A 16,298-nucleotide genomic window follows, 5' to 3' on the forward strand; every position below is an offset into this window, starting at 1 on the left:
TCGGGCGACGAAGAGTCCGCTGCGTGGCCATAGGGGCTGGCTGATTCTCTCGTGCGGCGCGTTACGTGTGGGGCAGCTCGCGCACTTCCACCGTTCCCCCCGCTTCGTACACTGGATTCCCGGCCAGCAGGGCCTGGGCGGCAGCCAGGCTTTCCGCGCGCAGGCGGATAAAGCCGGTGCAGCCGGGCGGGGCGGGCTGGGTGTCGCTGCCTTTCCTGCAGCGCAGGCCGGCGCCGATGGCGCTGCCGCCGTCGAACTGGCCGCTCGCTTGCAGGCGCGAGATGTAGGCGTCCCACAGGGCGCCGTCATCGGCCATTCCGGCGTCGGCGGCGTCGCCGAACATCAGGAAAATGTATTCGTTCATGGCTGTCCTCCCGCCAGCGCGCGGCAGAAGGTGGCGCTGGCTTCGTCGGTGGGGAAGCAGGATTCCACATGCAGCTCCTCCAGCGTCACGTCGCGCGGGGTGCCGAAGGTGGTGATGGTGGAGAAAAAGGCCACGCGCTGGCCATCTCGTTCAAACACGGTTTCCAGCAGCGGTGCCGGCACCGCGCGCAGGTCGCGCTGGCGCCATTGCTGCGGCACGCCGGGGTAGGACAGCACTTCATCCAGCAGCGTGCGTGCGCGCTGGTCGCTGGGCGCGCTGGCCACCAGCTTGTGCAGGTGGGCCAGCAGGTGGCTGGCCACTTCCTCCCAGTTGGCCAGTGCGCCGCGCAGATCCTGCGGGTCGAACACGTTGTGCAGCATGTTGCGGTGCGGGCTGTCGCGCCCCGCCAGCAGCCAGCGGTTCATGCGCAGCGCGGCGTCGTTCGCCATCACGATGTCCCAGTGCCGGTTCATGAGGAAGGCGGGGTAGGGTTCCTGCTGCTTCAGCATGGCCTCGATGGCGCGCCGCATCGGCGCCAGGTCCGGGTTGGCCAGGGCCGATTCCGTGTAGCGCGGCGCGTAGCCGGCCGCCACCAGCAGGGCGTTGCGGTCGCGCAGCGTCATCTCCAGCGTGTCGGCGATGCGCGCCAGGATCTCGCGGCTGGGCTGGGCCTTGCCGGTCTCGATATAGCTCAAGTGGCGGGTGGAGACGCCGGCGTCCAGCGCCAGGTCCATCTGGCTCAGGCGGCGGGCGGAGCGCCATTCGCGCAGCAGGGCGCCGACGTGGGCGATGGGGGTGTTTGCGTTCATGTGGCAATGGTAGCAAGTTTCGCCGCCGCGCTTCCATGACCTCGCAGGTAATGGCTTTCCGCCTGCGGCGCGCCCATCATGCACTCCATCCAAACCACTGCCCTGAAGGAGATTTGCCATGATGCGCCGCGACTTCCTGAAATTTGCCTTTTCCTCCGCCCTCGCCAGCAGCGGGGCGCTCGCCGCCCATTTCGCCAGCGCCGGGCAGGCCGCGCCGGCCGGCCACGGCGCGGGGCTGACGCGGGCTGAAGCTGCCGCACGGGCGGTGGCGGCGCGTGACGCGCGCGCCTGGCATGCGGCGCGCCGCATGGTGCCGACCAGCGTTGGCCGCATCGCCGTGGTGGAACGCGGCAAGGACCCGCAAGCGGCCCTGTTCCTGCACGGACTGCCCTTGAACAGCTTCCAGTGGCGCGGCGCGGTGGCGCGCCTGGCGCCGCACCGGCGCTGCATCGCCCCCGACTTCCTGGGCCTGGGCCACAGCGAGCCGGCGGCCGGCGCCAGGCTCGACCCGGACAGCCAGGCCGCCATGCTGGCCGAGCTGCTGGACCAGCTGGGCGTAGGCAAGGTTGACATGATTGCCAGCGACAGCGGCGGCGCCGTGGCGCAGATTTTCCTGGTGCGCTACCCGCAGCGCGTGCGCAGCCTGCTGCTGGCCAACTGCGACACCGAGATCGACTGCCCGCCGCCGGCCATGCTGCCGGTGATCGACCTGGCCAAACAGGGCCGCTTCGCCAGCGAGTGGCTGGAACCTTGGCTGGCCGACAAGGACAAGGCGCGCTCCGCCGAAGGCCTGGGTGGCCTGTGCTACGCCCGACCGGCCGCGCTGGCCGATGAAGTGTTCGAGGCTTACCTGCGCCCGCTGGTCGAGCATCCGGAGCGCCTGCACGGCTATATCACGGCGCTCGAGCGCAACGTCCTGCAAGGCATCCGGCCCGCCCTGCAGGCCAGCACTGCGCCGGTGCGCGTGCTGTGGGGCATGGCCGACGACATCTTCCTGCCGCGCGGCGCCGACTACCTGGAGCAGGCCTTCGGCAACGGCCAGGGCGTGCGCCGCATCGCCGGGGCCAAGTTGTTCTGGCCGGAGGAGCGCCCCGAACTGCTGGCGCAGGAAGCGCTGGCCCTGTGGCGCGCCCGCGCATGACGGCGGTGGACCAGGCCGGGCTAGGGTAAAATGCCCGGTTTGGTTCTAGTTCGAGGTTTTGCGATGAAATGGGCTGTTGTCGGTTTTTACATATTGTCCGTATTGCACATCCACTTCCGTGGCAAGGTACGCCTGCCGATCGGGCGCCAGCTGTTCGACCACTCGTCGTTCATGGCGCCGATCAATATCTTCATGCACTGGTTCTCGCGCGTGCCGTCCACGCCTTTCCTGCCGGTAGACACCTTCAAGGAGCTGCAGCCGCTGCAGGATAACTGGCAAGTGATCCGCGCCGAAGCGGAGAACCTGCTGCGCCTGCAAAAGATCAAGGCCTCCGAGAAGAACGACGACGCCGGCTTCAACTCCTTCTTCAAGAACGGCTGGAAGCGCTTCTACCTGAAGTGGTACAACGCCAGCCACCCGTCGGCCCAGGAACTGTGCCCGCAGACCTACGCGCTGCTGGCCGCCATCCCGTCGGTGAAAGCCGCCATGTTCGCCGAGCTGCCGCCGGGCGGCAAGCTCAATCCGCACCGCGACCCGTTCGCCGGCTCGCTGCGCTACCACCTGGGCCTGGCCACGCCGAACGACGACCGCTGCTTCATCGACGTCGACGGCGAGCGCCACTCCTGGCGCGACGGCCAGGGCGTGATCTTCGACGAAACCTATATCCACTGGGCCATCAACGGCAGCGAGAGCGACCGCATCATCCTGTTCTGCGACGTCGAGCGCCCGATGCGCTACCGCTGGGCGCAGGCGGTCAACCGCTTCCTCGGCCGCACCATGATGACCGCCGCCGCCTCGCCCAACGAGCAGGGCGACCAGGTTGGCCTGGTGTCCAAGCTGTTCCGCATCTCCTTCTACGCCGGCAAATACCGCCGCGCCTTCAAGGCCTGGAACAAAACGGTATACAAAATCACCAAGTTTGGCCTTATCATCGGCCTCGCAGCAGCAATCTACTACATCTGAGGCAGCGCGCTGCCTCGCCCGAGGAGGCAGCATGCAGCGATACCTGCGCGGCGCCGTGGCCATAGTGCTCGGTGCCGCAACCATCCTTTCCCACGCCGGCCCCCTGCGCGACAAGCTGCAGGAACGCCGCGCCGCGCGCGCCGCAAGCGAAGCGTCCGTACTGCGCGACATCCCTTACGGCAGCGACCCACGCCAGCGCTTCGACGTCCACCTGCCGGCGCAGCAGGCGTCCGGCGCGCCGGTCATCTTCATGGTGCATGGCGGCGGCTGGCGCACCGGCGGCAAGGCCGAAACGGCGGTGGTGCAGCACAAGGCGCCGTACTTCACCGGGCGCGGCTACGTCTTCATCTCCATCAATTACCGCATGCTGCCGGACGCCGACCCATGGCAGCAGGCGCAGGATGTGGCGCTGGCGCTGGCGGCCGCCCAGGCCAAGGCGCGCGAATGGAACGCCGACCCGCGCCGCTTCGTGCTGATGGGGCATTCGGCCGGCGCCCACCTGGTGGCCTTGCTGGCGGCCGATCCGGCGCTGGCGCCCGGCAGCAGCTGGCTCGGCACGGTGGCCCTCGACAGCGGCGCGCTGGACGTGCCGGACATCATGGAACAGCGCCACATGCGCCTGTACGACGAAGCGTTCGGCGCCGACCCCGCCTTCTGGCGCAAGGTCTCGCCGCTGCACGCGCTGCGCCCGGGCGCACAGCCCTTCCTGCTGGTGTGCTCCAGCCAGCGCGACCGCGCCTGCCGCCAGGCGCACGACTTTGCGCGCCGCGTGCAGGCCACGGGCGCGCGCGCCGAAGTGCTGGAACAGGACAAGAGCCACCGCGAAATCAACCTGCAGCTGGGCGCCGACCCGGCTTACACCGGCGCCGTGCAGGCATTCCTCGACAGCCTGCGCTAGCGGCAGCCCGTCGCCAGCGGGAAGTGGTAGCGCTGCGCGATGCGGCGCCACTCGCGGTCGCACGGCATGGCCGCCGCAATGCGGTCCAGTTCGCGCGCCAGCTCGCTGTCGCCCGGCGCCAGCACAAAGTGGCGGCCGAACTGGTTGAACGGCTTGTCGCCCACATGCAGCTGCCCCACCGGCAGTTTTTCCCTATCCATCTGGCGCCGCAGGTAGCGGAAAGAGCTGAGCGGCATCACCGTGAAATCGGCCTCGCCGCGCACCAGGCGGCGCAGGTTGCTCATTGCATCGTAGGCATTGCTGCGCGGGATACCCTTGCCCACGAATTCATCGATGCCCGGATAGCGGTTGCCGTAGATGCCGGCAAAGCGCAGCCCCACCAGCGAGGACGGCCCCTCGTAACGCACCGGATTTTCCAGGCGCGAGACGATAGCGTTGCTGTCCTCCAGGAAGGGCGGGCTCCAATGGAAGCGCTTTTGCGGCACATCACCGATGAAGATGGGCGCCAGGAACAGCGCCACGCCGTCAAAGCCGCCCGGCGCCTCCATCAGCTGGTTCAGGTCGCGCCGCGTCAGGTTCACCAGCTGCAGCTGGTAGCGGCCCTCCAGCTTGCGGTTGACGTAGGCCACCAGTTCCGGCGCCAGGCCGCGCTTGCCCTCCAGATAAGGCGCGCCGCCGTAACTGTTGTAGGCTTTGACGGTGGTGTTGGCGGCGGCAGGTGCGCCGGCAAACGCGCCGCACAGCGCCAGGAGGAGGGTGGAGCGAACCATTGCTTAACGCGCGTTCGGCGCACGCAGGCGCGCTTCCTCGCGCGTCAGGATCCAGACCCGGTCGATATAGCCGTTCATGTCTTCGGTGTAGTTGACGACGACGTCCTTCTCACGCAGCGAACCCGGCGTGATGGTCATATTGTCATCGCTGACGATGCGCGCCGCCGGCGACAGCTGGCGCAGTTTGCCGTCGATGTAGATGTCCGGCGCATAGCCCGGCGACATCTTGCCGCGCTTGGCGTTCGGCGGGAAAGGGCGCGGTTCCTGTTCGGCCAGCGCCGGCAGGGAAATAAAGGCCGCAAGGGCCAGCAGGAAGTGTCGTTTGTCCATGCGCGCTAGCTTACCATGCTGGCGCACATGGCCAGCACCGCCAGCGCCATCACCAGCGTGCACGACCAGCCCAGCCAGCGCAGGCGGCGCGACAGCACCACCGCGCCCATCACCCCGCGCCGGGTCGACAGCAGCATGGTCACCGCCATCACCGGCACCGCCACCACACCGTTCACCACCGCGCTCCAGTACAGCGCCCGCATCGGATCGAGCGGCAGGAAACCGATGCCCACGCCGGCCAGGGTCGCCGCCACGATAATCGCATAGAATTTGCGCGCCGCCAGCGGCTGCAGGTCAAGGCTGCTGCGCCACTTGAACGCCCCCGCCACCGCGTACGCCGCCGAACCGGCCAGCACCGGGATCGCCAGCAAGCCGGTGCCGACGATGCCCAGCGCGAACAGCGCAAACGCCAGCTCGCCCGCGATCGGCCGCAGCGCAGCCGCCGCCTGCGCCGACGACTGCACCTCGAAGATGCCATGCGCATGCAGGGTCACCGCCGTGGTCAGCATGATCGACCACGCCACCGCATTGGAAAAGCCCATGCCCACCGCCGTATCGAGCTTGATGCGGCGCAGTTGCGGCCGCACCTGGGGCGGCGCCCGCTTCAGCGGCTGTGCCAGCGGATCGGCGTGCAGCTCCTCCACCTCCTGCGACGCCTGCCAGAAAAACAGGTAAGGACTGATGGTGGTGCCGAACACCGCCACCATGGTGGTCAGGTAAGCCTTATCCCAGGCCAGCTGCGGCGACACGGTGCGCAGCGCCACCTCGCGCCACGGCACCTCGATCACCAGCACCGTCGCCGCGTACGCCAGCAGGGCCAGGGTCAGCCACTTCAGCAGATGCGCATAGCGCTGGTAAGGAACGAACACCTGCAGCAAGACCGACAGCACGCCAAAGCCCAGCGCATACCAATGGGCCTGGCCGCCCGCCACCAGGCGCAGCGCATCGCCCATGGCCGCCAGGTCGGCCGCGATATTGATGGTATTCGCGAACAGCAGGAGCGAGACCATGCCATACAGCAGCCAAGGCGGGAAATACAGGCGCATATTGGCCGCCAGCCCGCGCCCGCTGGTGCGGCCGATACGCGCGCTGGTTTCCTGGATGCCGACCATGAGCGGATAGGTAAACAGCACCAGCCACAGCATGCCGAAGCCAAACTGCGCCCCCGCCTGCGAATAGGTAGCGATGCCGCTAGGATCATCATCCGCCGCCCCCGCCACCAGGCCCGGCCCCAGCTTCCCCAGCCAAGATTGACCCTGCTGTTCCATGCCCCGATGCTAGCACGACCGAAAAAATGGGGACGTACCCCATTTAATTTGAAACATTCTCTTCGAGAATGTTGCTAATTAAATGGGGTACGTCCCCATTTTTTCTCCCAGGCGGCGAGGGCGGTGCGGTAGCGCTCGAGGTCTTCGTAGTAGAGGTCGAGCACGCACCAGGTGCAGCCGCTGTGGCAGCAGTCGTCGGGGCCGGGCTCGACTGGGGGCTGGGGCTTGGGGTCGGGTTGCTGGTCGTTCATGATTCTTCGATGGCGAGCTGGGCTTGGTTGCGGCCGCGCTGCTTGGCGCGGTACAGGGCTTCGTCGGCCAGGCGCAGCAGTTGTTCGGGGCGGCTGTGCTCGCTTGGCACGAGGACGGCCACGCCAATCGAGATGGTGACATGGCCGAAGGGGGAGGCGTCGTGCGGCAGCTGCAGGCGCGCCAGTTCCTGGCAGATGGCGTGCGCCACGCCAAGGGCGTCGGCGCCGGCGGTGGCGACCGACAGCAGGGCGAATTCCTCGCCGCCGTAGCGTGCCACCAGGTCCGAGCTGCGCCGGCCGTGTTCGGTGATCAGCGCGGCCACGGCGCGCAGCGTAGTATCGCCGGCCAGGTGGCCGTAGCGGTCGTTGTATTTCTTGAAGTAATCGACGTCGAGCATGGACAGGGCCAGCGGCTGGCCGGTGCGCGCGGCGCGCCGCCATTCGGCCTGCAGCGCCAGGTCGAAGCCGCGCCGGTTGCTGACGCCGGTCAGGCCGTCGGTCATGCTGAGCGCTTCCAGCTTGCGGTTCGATTCTTCCAGCTGGGCGGTGCGGGCCGTGACCAGCTGTTCCAGCTCGGCCTGGTGGCGCGTCAGGCGCCGGATGCGCCAGTGGTACAGGCTCCACAGCGTGCCCAGCACCATGCCGGCCGCCGCCAGGCGGAACCAGGTGGTTTGCCAGAACGGGGGCGTGATGGTGACCTGCAAGGTGGCGGCTTCGGTGCTCCACAGGCCGTGGTGGTTGGCGGCGCGCACGCGGAACACATAGCGTCCCGGATCGAGGTTGGTGTAGGTGGCGACGCGCCGTTCGGCGTCGGTTTCCTGCCAGTCGGGGTCGAAGCCTTCCAGCTGGTAGGCGTAGCGGTTGTGCGACGGTTCGGTGAAGTGCAGCGCGGCAAATTCAATCGTGAAGGCGGTCGCCTGCGAGGACAGCACCAGGCCGGTCGGCGCCGTCAGCGGGCCTTCCAGCCGGGCCTGGTCGCGGAAGCGGCCTTCGCTCAGCGACTGGTTGAACAGCTTGATGTCGGTCAGCGCCACCTGCGGCGGCACCGAGGCGCTGCGCACCTGTTCCGGCTGCACGCCGGTCATGCCGTGCACGCCGCCGAAATACAGCTGGCCGTTGGCGCCGCGCGCCGAAGCGTTGGTGGTATAGCCGCCGGTCATGCCGTCGGCCACGGTGTACAGCTGGGCCGAGCCGTTGCCGGGGTTCAAGCGGAACAGGCCGGCCAAGGTGCTGACCCAGATCCTGCCCTTGGCGTCGCTCTGGATCGACAGCGTTTTCTGGTGCTGCACGGCCGCCGCGTGCGAGCGCAGGCGCAGGCTGCCGTCGGCCAGCTCGTCCAGCTGCATCAGGCCGCGCGCGCTGCCGACCCACAGCACGCCGCTGGCATCCTCATGCAGGGCGGTGACATTGTCGTCGATCATGCCTTCCGGGCCGCCGGCGCGGAAGTGGCGGAACTTGCCGCTGGCCGGGTCCAGCAGGTCGAGCCCGCCGCCATTGAATTCCGAGCCCATCCACACGCGGCCCTTGCGGTCTTCCAGCACCACGCTGGTGCCGCCCACGCTGCGGCTGTGCGCGTCGTGCGGGTCGTGGAAGAACAGGGTGGAGCGGTCGCGCCGCTTGTCGTAGCGCACCAGGCTGTTGCCCGTGCCCAGCCACAGCACGCCACCCCTGCCGGGCGCAATCGCGTTGATGAAATCGCTCGCCGTGTTGCCGAAACGCAGGTGGCGGAACTTGCCGCTGGCCGGGTCCAGCCGGTTCAGGCCGTTGGCCGTGCCTACCCACAAGGGGCCGCCGTCTTCCTGGTACAGGCTGTAGATGATGTTGTTGCTGAGCGAGCCCGCCTTGCCGTCGGCCTGGTACTGGCGCAGCACGGCGCCGCGCGCCGGGTCGAACTGGCCGATGCCGAGGCTGCCGCCCATCCAGAGCGTGCCCTGCGGCCCGCTCGCCAGGCTGAGCAGGGCGTTGTTGACGCGGCCCTGGCTGCCATCCAGGCGGTAGGGCAGGTGGCGCGTAAAGCCCGCGCTGCCCAGGTTGACCAGGGCAATGCCATCGGTGTACGAGGCCAGCCACAGCATGCCGCCGCGGTCCTGCACCACGGCGCGCAGGTTGTCGCCGGGCAGCGAATGCGGGTCGTCGCTGTTGTGGCTGTAGCGGTCGAAGCGCTGGCGCGCCGCATTCCAGCGCAGCAGGCCGGCCGACAAGGTGGTCGCCCACAAGGTGTTATCACTGTCGCGGTAGAAACTGGTGATGCGGCTGTCGGGCGCCGCGACCTGTTCGCGCCGCTCCCACGGCGTGCTGCTGTCCCAGCGCAGCACGCCGCCCTCGGTGCCGATCCACAGCATGCCCTCGCGGTCCAGGTGCAGGGCGCGCACGATATTGGCGCGCGCATTCGGATCGCTGCCCTTGTCGACGCGGCGGTGCTCGAAATCGCTGGCGCCGGGCGGCAGGTAATCCAGCCCGCCGGGCCAGGTGGCGGCCCAGACGCCGCCGCGCCCATCCACCGCCAGCGCGTTCAAGTCGTTGCCGGCCAGGCTGGCGGGGCGCGCCGGGTCGTGCACATGCAGAGTGAATTTGCCGCTGGCCGGCTCGAAGTGCTGCAGGCCGCCCCAGGTGGCCAGCCACATGCCGCTCTTGCCGTCCGACACGATGGCCTTGATGATGCGCCCGTTATTGGGCGCCCGCGGCGGCACAAACGTGGTGAAATCGTTGCTTTCCGGGTTAAAGCGCGCCAACCCGTCCTGGGTGCCGGCCCACAGGCGGCCCTGGCTATCCTCGTACAGGGCCGCCACGCGGTCGTGCGGCAGGCTGCGCGGCTCGCCCGCCTTGCTGCGGTACTTGCTGGCGCGGTAGCCGTCATAGCGGTACAGGCCGTTGGACTGGGTGCCGATCCACATGAAGCCGCGCCGGTCTTGCAGCAGCGTCAACATGGACGGTTCTTCATTGCCGAGCGGGCCGAGCTTGCGGAAGCGCAGGGAAGGGGCGCCCGCCTCGCTGGCGGCCGGGGCTGCGGCGCACGCCGTCCAGCTGGCCACGAGCAGGAGCAGCGCGGAAAAAATGCGGCCTAAGTGCCGGCCGCGGGCGTGGATAGCATTCATTTAGTGACATTATAGCTTCCAGCTCGGCAATAATTTATCCTCGCTAAGGCCCATTCCAAGCGCTTTGCAGCCGATATCGGGTATCATGCGGGGTTGGCCGCTGTTAATTAAAGAATTGTATGTCTGACATTGAGAACACTCCTGAGCAAGTACGTTTCGCCGATTTCGGCCTGGCGCCGGAAATCCAGCGCGCCCTGACCGAGCAGGGTTATGTGCACCCGACGCCGATCCAGGCGAAAGCGATCCCCATCCTGCTGCAGGGCCGCGACGTGATGGGCGCCGCCCAGACCGGCACCGGCAAGACAGCCAGTTTCTCGCTGCCGATCATCCAGCTGCTGCTGGCGCACGCGAACACGTCGATGAGCCCGGCGCGCCACCCGGTGCGCGCCCTGGTGCTGGCGCCGACCCGCGAGCTGGCGGTGCAGGTGGCGGAAAACGTGGCGGCCTACTGCAAGCACACCCCGCTGCGCTCCACCGTCGTGTTCGGCGGCATGGACATGAAGCCGCAGACGGAAAAGCTGCGCAGTGGCGTGGAAATCGTGATTGCCACCCCGGGCCGCCTGCTGGACCACGTCGAGCAAAAGAATATTTCGCTGGGCCAGGTGCAGATGCTGGTGATGGACGAAGCCGACCGCATGCTGGACATGGGCTTCCTGCCCGACCTGCAGCGCATCATCAACCTGCTGCCGAAGAAGCGCCAGAACCTGATGTTCTCGGCCACCTTCTCGCCCGAGATCAAGAAGCTGGCCTCCAGCTTCCTGACCGACCCGATCTCGATCGAAGTCGCACGCTCCAACGCCACCGCCGACAAGGTGACCCAGGTGGTGTACAAGGTCAACGAAGACCACAAGCGCGACGCCGTCGCCCACATCCTGCGCCAGCGCGACCTGAAGCAGGTGATTGTGTTCTCCAACACCAAGATCGGCGCCTCGCGCCTGGCGCGCGGCCTGGTTACGGAAGGCATGAAAGCCGCCGCCATCCACGGCGACAAGACCCAGCAGGAACGCATGCAGGCGCTGGACGCGTTCAAGAAAGGCGAGATTGAAGTCCTGGTCGCGACCGACGTCGCCGCGCGCGGCCTCGACATTTCCGACCTGCCGGCCGTGATCAACTTCGACCTGCCGTACAACGCCGAAGACTACGTGCACCGCATTGGCCGCACCGGCCGCGCCGGCGCCTCGGGCGACGCCATCTCGATCTACTCCGACAAAGACGAACGCCTGCTGGCCGACATTGAAAAGCTGATCAAGCAGACCGTACCGCGCGGCACGCTGGAAGGGTTCGTCCCGGGCGGCTTCCGCAGCGACGAACGGCACGGCGAGCGGCGCCGCGACCGCACCTCCGCCGACCGCCCATCGTACGAGCGCAGCAGCGCCCGCGCCCCAAGCGGCATGGCCCCGCGCCGCGAGAAAGTCGACCCATGGTTCCTCAAGCCATACGAACCGACCCGCAGCAACGCCGCCCCGGCCGCCGCCGCCCCGGCCGCCCCGGCCAAGCCCAAGCAGAAGATCGCCGCCCTGCTGGGCGGCCTGCCGAAGGGCTAAGCCCCCGGTCCCCCACCAAAGCCCGCCCGCCAGCGGGCTTTTTCTTTTTCCCTTCGCCAAAACCCGCTGCCCAAAACCGGTGCCAGGTCTGTCATTCGGACACGCACGCGCAAAGTTTGATATTCCTCAATACCTGAAAATCGTGCTTTTCCCGTATTGAGGAAGATCAAAGAAGTGGTTCGGCTGTCCGAATGACAGACCTGGCACCGGTTTTCTTCTCCCAAACCGGTGCCAGGTCTGTCATTCGGACACGCACGCGCAAAGTTTGATATTCCTCAATACCTGAAAATCGTGCTTTTCCCGTATTGAGGAAGATCAAAGAAGTGGTTCGGCTGTCCGAATGACAGACCTGGCACCGGTTTTTGGCACCGGTTTTTCTCGTGAGTATTCGTGAGCTTTTAATTTCTGAACTATGTTATCGTTGTCCGATGACTTGCACAGTATGTAACTCGCCAATGAGCGCTGGGCTGTCGGCCTGGCATATGACCTGCCGCAGCTGCGCCTATGAGAGCGCGGTCTTGAGCGCGGCTATTAACCATGCCGAAACCCAGGCAATGATCGATGAGGATGCGCGCGAGATCGCTTTGCGCACCTTGCGTCAGCAGAACTTCCGCCGCGTCGTCGCCCTGGCGTGCCAGCATGCCTCGCCTTCGGCCCGCACCTTGCTCGATGTCGGCAGCGCCCATGGCTGGTTCCTGGATGTGGCGGCCGAGCACTTCGAGGCGCATGGGGTGGAGCCGGACGAGGCCGTGGCCCGGCGCAGCGTGGCGCGCGGCCATCAGCCGCGGGTCGGCTTCTTCCCGCAAGTGCTGCAGCCCGGCGAGTGCTTCGATGTGATCGTCTTTAACGATGTCATCGAGCATATTCCCAATATCCGTGCGGCCCTGCGCGATTGCCATGCGCGCTTGCCTTCCGGCGGTATCCTGGTGCTGAACCTGCCCAGCAGCCGTGGCCTGTTCTACCGTTTGTCGAAGCTGATGGCGCGCCTTGGCCTGCGCGGCTTGTTCGATCGTCTGTGGCAGGTGGGCCTGCCGTCGCCCCATGTGCATTATTTCGCGCCCGATAACCTGGCGCGGCTGGTGCAGAGCGAGGGCTTCGAGTTGCGCCATAGCGATGAGCTGGCGGTGGCGACATCGGAGGGCCTGTGGCAGCGCCTGAACATGGTGGGACAGGTCCATCCGCTCAAGGCTGCCTTGCAGTATGTGGTGGTGCGGGCCGTCGTCATGCCGCTGGCGAAGCTGTTCCCTAGCGATATCATGGTCTGCATCTTTGCCAAGCGCTGACAAGCTGTTACTGTTTTTGAAAAGATTTCAAGGTAGAATCCGGCACACTTATTCCTTCATAGAATGTGCCCGTGCTACAGCTTGCCGACCTTAATATTGCGATCCTGCTTCCTTGCTATAACGAAGAACTGACCGTCGCTAACATCATCCGCGATTTCAACGCTTGCCTGCCTCAGGCGAAAGTCTATGTCTTCGACAATAATTCGAAGGACCGTACGGTCGAGGTGGCGCTGCAGGCTGGCGCTATCGTGCGCCGCGTGGCCCAGCAGGGCAAGGGCAATGTGATCCGGCGCATGTTTGCCGATGTCGATGCCGACATCTATATCATGGTCGATGGCGATGATACCTACGATGCCAGCGTGGCGCCGCAACTGGCGGCCAAGCTGCTGGATGAGGGCCTGGATATGGTGGTCGGTACGCGCGTGACCGAGGAGCGCGAGGCGTACCGCTTCGGCCACCGTTTCGGCAACCGTTTGCTGACCGGCTGCGTGGCGACCGTGTTCGGCAATACCTTTACCGATATGCTGTCCGGCTATCGCGTTTTCTCGCGCCGTTATGCCAAGTCTTTCGCGGCCCATGCGGCGGGCTTTGAGACCGAGACCGAGCTGACCGTGCATGCGCTGGAGCTGCGCATGCCGGTGGCGGAGGTGCCGACTGTCTACAAGTCGCGTCCGGAGGGTTCCTTCAGCAAGCTGAATACTTATCGGGATGGTATCCGCATCCTGTGGATGATCATCAAACTGTACAAGAACGAGCGTCCGCTGCAGTTCTTTGGCGCCGCTGCGCTGGCGAGCCTGCTGGCGGCTTTGCTGCTGGCGCTGCCGTTGCTGTCGACTTTCCTGGAAACGGGGCTGGTGCCGCGCCTGCCGACCGCTGTGCTGTGCACGGGCCTGGTGCTGCTGGGTGTTGTGCTGCTGTCCTGCGGCTTGATCCTGGATACCGTGACCAAGGGCCGGATCGAGGCGAAGCGCTTTGCCTACCTGGCCGTGCCCGGCCCGCGCCGCTAAGCCATGCGGGCCTTGCGCGAGATCGATGCCGCCGGCTGGCGCCGGGCGCTGTTGCTGGGCGTGCTGCTGGCGGGCCTGTATTCGATGGTGCTGGGGCAGGATGCAAACTGGGATTTGCGCAACTACCACCTGTATGGCCCGTACTCGCTGTTGAACGGTAAGGTCGGCGTCGACCTGGCGCCGGGCCAGTGGCAGGGCTATTTCAACCCGACCCTGGATTTGCTGTATTACGGCCTGGTGATGCACTTGCCGGCACCGCTGACCAGCTTGCTGATGGGCTTGCTGCACGGCGTGAACTTCGTCCTGCTGGCGCTGCTGGGCGTGGCGCTGCTGCCGCGCCGCGATGGCCAGCCGGCGCGCGGCCTGGCGCTGCTGCTGGCGGCCTTGGGTTGCCTGGGGCCGGCTTTCCTGAGCCAGCTGGGCAACACCATGGGCGACAATGCTACTGCCTTGTGCGTGCTGGGTGGCTTGCTGGTGGCGGTGCGCGGGGCGCGTGCGACCACGGATGGGGCGGCCTGGCAGGTGCCGTCCACGCGCCATGTGCTGGGCGCGGGGCTGTTGCTGGGCATCGGCGCGGGCCTGAAGCTGACCAACGCGACCTATGCGCTGGCGCTGTGCCTGGCGTTGCTGGTGCTGCCGGGACGTCCGTGGCTGCGCGTGCGCGCGGCCTGGCTGTATGGCTGGGCGGTGCTGGGCGGGATGGCGCTGGCGGCCGGCCATTGGTATTGGCGCATGTGGCAGACGTTCGGCAATCCGCTGTTCCCGCAATTTAACAACCTGTTCGGCAGTCCGCTGGCGGCGCCGGTCGGCATCGGTGACACGGCCTGGCTGCCCAAGTCCTTGCTGGAGCGGGTGCTGTGGCCTTTCATTTGCCTGCTGGACCCGCGCCGTATCAGCGAGCTGCCGTTCCGCCACCTGCTGTGGCCGCTGTTGTATGTGCTGGGCATCGTGCTGCTGGTGCTGGCGCTGCGGGCTGTGTGGCGGCGCCGGCCGGGGCCGCTGGCGGGCCAGGGCGGGACGGCTTTTGTGCTGGCCTTTTCCGGCATCGCCTACCTGTTGTGGCTGAACCTGTTCAGCATTTACCGTTACCTGGTGCCGCAGGAATTGCTGGCGCCGCTGCTCTGCTGGCTGGCGCTGACGGCCTTGCTGCCGGGCGAGCGCGGCCGGCGCCTGGCGCTGGCCTGCGTGCTGCTGGGCGGCTTGTCGCTGCTTTCGCGCGGCCAATGGGGCCATGCCGGGCGGCCGTGGGAGCCGTTCCATGTCGAGCAGCCGAAGCTGCAGGCGCCGGCGGCGACGGCGGTGGTGACGCTGGCGGCCGATCCGCCGCTGGGCTGGCTGGTGCCGTTCTATCCGAAGGAGGTGGTGTTCATATCGCTCAGCGCCGGTTTCCCGGAGTCGCCGGGCTATGTGGCGCGCGCTAAACAGGTGCTCCAGCAGCGGCCGCAGCGCTATGTGATCATGGGCCCAGGTCCGATGCCGACGCTGGAACTCGCCCAGCCGCAGTTGCTGCGCTATGGCTTGCAGGCGTCGCCGCACACCTGCCGCCAGTACGGTGCGCATATCGGCAACGTGCGCACGCCTTATACGATGTGCGAGCTGGTGATTATTGAATAGATTTCCTTGCTGCCCGGGCGGTTAAGATTCCCGCGTTTTTGTTCCATATTTTTTGAAGAGACCACCATGGATGCACGCGAAGTAGATGTACGTATCGGCAGCAAGCAGTGCAAGATCAGCTCGGACGACGATTACCTGGAGCATATCCGCGGCGAGTTCGAGCCGGCCATGGTGCGGCTGTTCCAGTGCTTTGCGCAGGATAGCAAGGTGGCTTTCGATATCGGTGCCAATATCGGCTGCACGGCGGTGCTGTTCAGCGATTGCTTCCGCCAGGTGCATGCTTTCGAACCGTCGCCCAGCACCTTTGCTTACCTGCAGCGTAATGTGGGGCGCAATGCCGGCGCCAATGTGGCTTTGCATAACCTGGGCCTGGGGGCGGAGGCGGGCAGCAGCACCATCACTTTCGCGCCGAACAACCGTTCCGGCGCCTTCGTTTCAGACCGTGAGAAGGCTAACTCGGACCACCGCAGCGAGCAGATCGAGATCAGTACCCTGGACCGGATGGCGGCGTCGCTTGAATTGCAGGCGCTGGATTTCATCAAGATCGATGTGGAGGGCTTCGAGGGCCATGTGCTGCGCGGCGGCCAGCAGACCTTGCAGCGTTTCCGGCCGGTGGTGGTGCTGGAGTTGAACCACTGGTGCCTGAATGCGTTCCAGCGCACTTCGGTGCCGGAGTTCTTCGACCAGCTGCGCGCTACCTTCCCGCTGCTGTATGCGGTGGAGGGCAATGAGTACCTCGACCTGCATTCCTCCGGCGAGAGCTATGCGGTCATGTACCACCACATCCTGGGCCTGCGTTTCCTGAATATCGTGTGCGCCTTCGACGAGGCGCAGCTGGAGCATTTCCGTGCGCGCTACAGCCACGGTTACGGCGGCCCGGCGGACAGCGGTAGCGGTGCGCGCCGTTTCGTGCGGCGCGCGATCCGGGGTGTGAAAGGCCTGGTCGGCCGCGCCTGAGCGC

Annotated in this window: 15 protein-coding genes; 8 read left to right on the plus strand and 7 right to left on the minus strand. The window is 66.5% G+C overall.

The genetic code is table 11. The features are described 5' to 3' along the window. Positions 1–61: 61 nt before the first annotated feature. Positions 62–364, minus strand: coding sequence for a hypothetical protein (locus ACE3TQ_RS13245; protein ID WP_374582706.1), 303 nt, complete (start codon positions 362–364; stop codon positions 62–64). Then, on the minus strand, positions 361–1,173 hold the full coding sequence (locus ACE3TQ_RS13250) for a helix-turn-helix domain-containing protein (RefSeq protein WP_374582708.1): 813 nt from the start codon (positions 1,171–1,173) through the stop codon (positions 361–363). The genes ACE3TQ_RS13245 and ACE3TQ_RS13250 overlap by 4 nt, the downstream gene beginning before the upstream one ends. 118 nt (positions 1,174–1,291) lie before the next feature. Here ACE3TQ_RS13250 and ACE3TQ_RS13255 point away from each other — a divergent pair, with 118 nt between their 5' ends. The 3 genes from ACE3TQ_RS13255 to ACE3TQ_RS13265 all read left to right on the plus strand — a co-directional run bounded on the left by ACE3TQ_RS13255 (position 1,292) and on the right by ACE3TQ_RS13265 (position 4,175). Next, entirely contained in the window at positions 1,292–2,314 is a 1,023-nt protein-coding gene (locus ACE3TQ_RS13255; RefSeq protein ID WP_374582710.1) for an alpha/beta fold hydrolase, read from the plus strand. A 63-nt stretch (positions 2,315–2,377) separates the two neighbouring features. Further along, the gene (lpxO, locus tag ACE3TQ_RS13260; protein WP_374582711.1) at positions 2,378–3,277 is read left to right on the plus strand and encodes a lipid A hydroxylase LpxO; all 900 of its coding nucleotides are present in this window, start codon (positions 2,378–2,380) and stop codon (positions 3,275–3,277) included. A gap of 31 nt (positions 3,278–3,308) precedes the next feature. Then, complete coding sequence (locus ACE3TQ_RS13265; protein WP_374582712.1) at positions 3,309–4,175, plus strand: alpha/beta hydrolase; 867 nt, start codon at positions 3,309–3,311, stop codon at positions 4,173–4,175. Here the strand turns inward: ACE3TQ_RS13265 and ACE3TQ_RS13270 are convergent. From ACE3TQ_RS13270 to ACE3TQ_RS13290, 5 genes are all read right to left on the minus strand, one after another. Beyond that, positions 4,172–4,945 (minus strand): substrate-binding periplasmic protein, encoded by a 774-nt coding sequence (locus ACE3TQ_RS13270; protein WP_374582713.1) that lies wholly within the window; start codon positions 4,943–4,945, stop codon positions 4,172–4,174. The genes ACE3TQ_RS13265 and ACE3TQ_RS13270 overlap by 4 nt on opposite strands. Before the next feature lie 3 nt (positions 4,946–4,948). Beyond that, positions 4,949–5,275, minus strand: a complete 327-nt coding sequence (locus ACE3TQ_RS13275) for a hypothetical protein (RefSeq protein WP_374582714.1) — start codon at positions 5,273–5,275, stop codon at positions 4,949–4,951. A 5-nt stretch (positions 5,276–5,280) separates the two neighbouring features. Then, entirely contained in the window at positions 5,281–6,543 is a 1,263-nt protein-coding gene (locus ACE3TQ_RS13280; protein WP_374582715.1) for an NRAMP family divalent metal transporter, read from the minus strand. Between the two features lie 74 nt (positions 6,544–6,617). Continuing rightward, positions 6,618–6,794 (minus strand): oxidoreductase-like domain-containing protein, encoded by a 177-nt coding sequence (locus ACE3TQ_RS13285; RefSeq protein WP_374582716.1) that lies wholly within the window; start codon positions 6,792–6,794, stop codon positions 6,618–6,620. After that, positions 6,791–9,889 (minus strand): diguanylate cyclase, encoded by a 3,099-nt coding sequence (locus ACE3TQ_RS13290; RefSeq protein WP_374582717.1) that lies wholly within the window; start codon positions 9,887–9,889, stop codon positions 6,791–6,793. The genes ACE3TQ_RS13285 and ACE3TQ_RS13290 overlap by 4 nt, the downstream gene beginning before the upstream one ends. Positions 9,890–10,008: 119 nt before the next feature. Between ACE3TQ_RS13290 and ACE3TQ_RS13295 the strand changes: the two genes are divergently transcribed. The 5 genes from ACE3TQ_RS13295 to ACE3TQ_RS13315 all read left to right on the plus strand — a co-directional run bounded on the left by ACE3TQ_RS13295 (position 10,009) and on the right by ACE3TQ_RS13315 (position 16,294). After that, positions 10,009–11,433 (plus strand): DEAD/DEAH box helicase, encoded by a 1,425-nt coding sequence (locus ACE3TQ_RS13295; protein ID WP_374582719.1) that lies wholly within the window; start codon positions 10,009–10,011, stop codon positions 11,431–11,433. A gap of 455 nt (positions 11,434–11,888) precedes the next feature. Continuing rightward, positions 11,889–12,716, plus strand: coding sequence for a class I SAM-dependent methyltransferase (locus tag ACE3TQ_RS13300; RefSeq protein WP_374582720.1), 828 nt, complete (start codon positions 11,889–11,891; stop codon positions 12,714–12,716). A 71-nt stretch (positions 12,717–12,787) separates the two neighbouring features. Then, positions 12,788–13,723, plus strand: coding sequence for a glycosyltransferase family 2 protein (locus ACE3TQ_RS13305; protein ID WP_374582721.1), 936 nt, complete (start codon positions 12,788–12,790; stop codon positions 13,721–13,723). 3 nt (positions 13,724–13,726) lie between these two features. Then, entirely contained in the window at positions 13,727–15,337 is a 1,611-nt protein-coding gene (locus ACE3TQ_RS13310) for a hypothetical protein (RefSeq protein WP_374582722.1), read from the plus strand. A 66-nt stretch (positions 15,338–15,403) separates the two neighbouring features. Continuing rightward, positions 15,404–16,294, plus strand: coding sequence for an FkbM family methyltransferase (locus ACE3TQ_RS13315; protein WP_374582723.1), 891 nt, complete (start codon positions 15,404–15,406; stop codon positions 16,292–16,294). The last annotated feature ends 4 nt before the right edge of the window (positions 16,295–16,298 follow it).

The sequence above is a fragment of the Pseudoduganella sp. genome (genome assembly GCF_041914865.1).
Classification (GTDB): Bacteria; Pseudomonadota; Gammaproteobacteria; order Burkholderiales; family Burkholderiaceae_D; genus Rugamonas.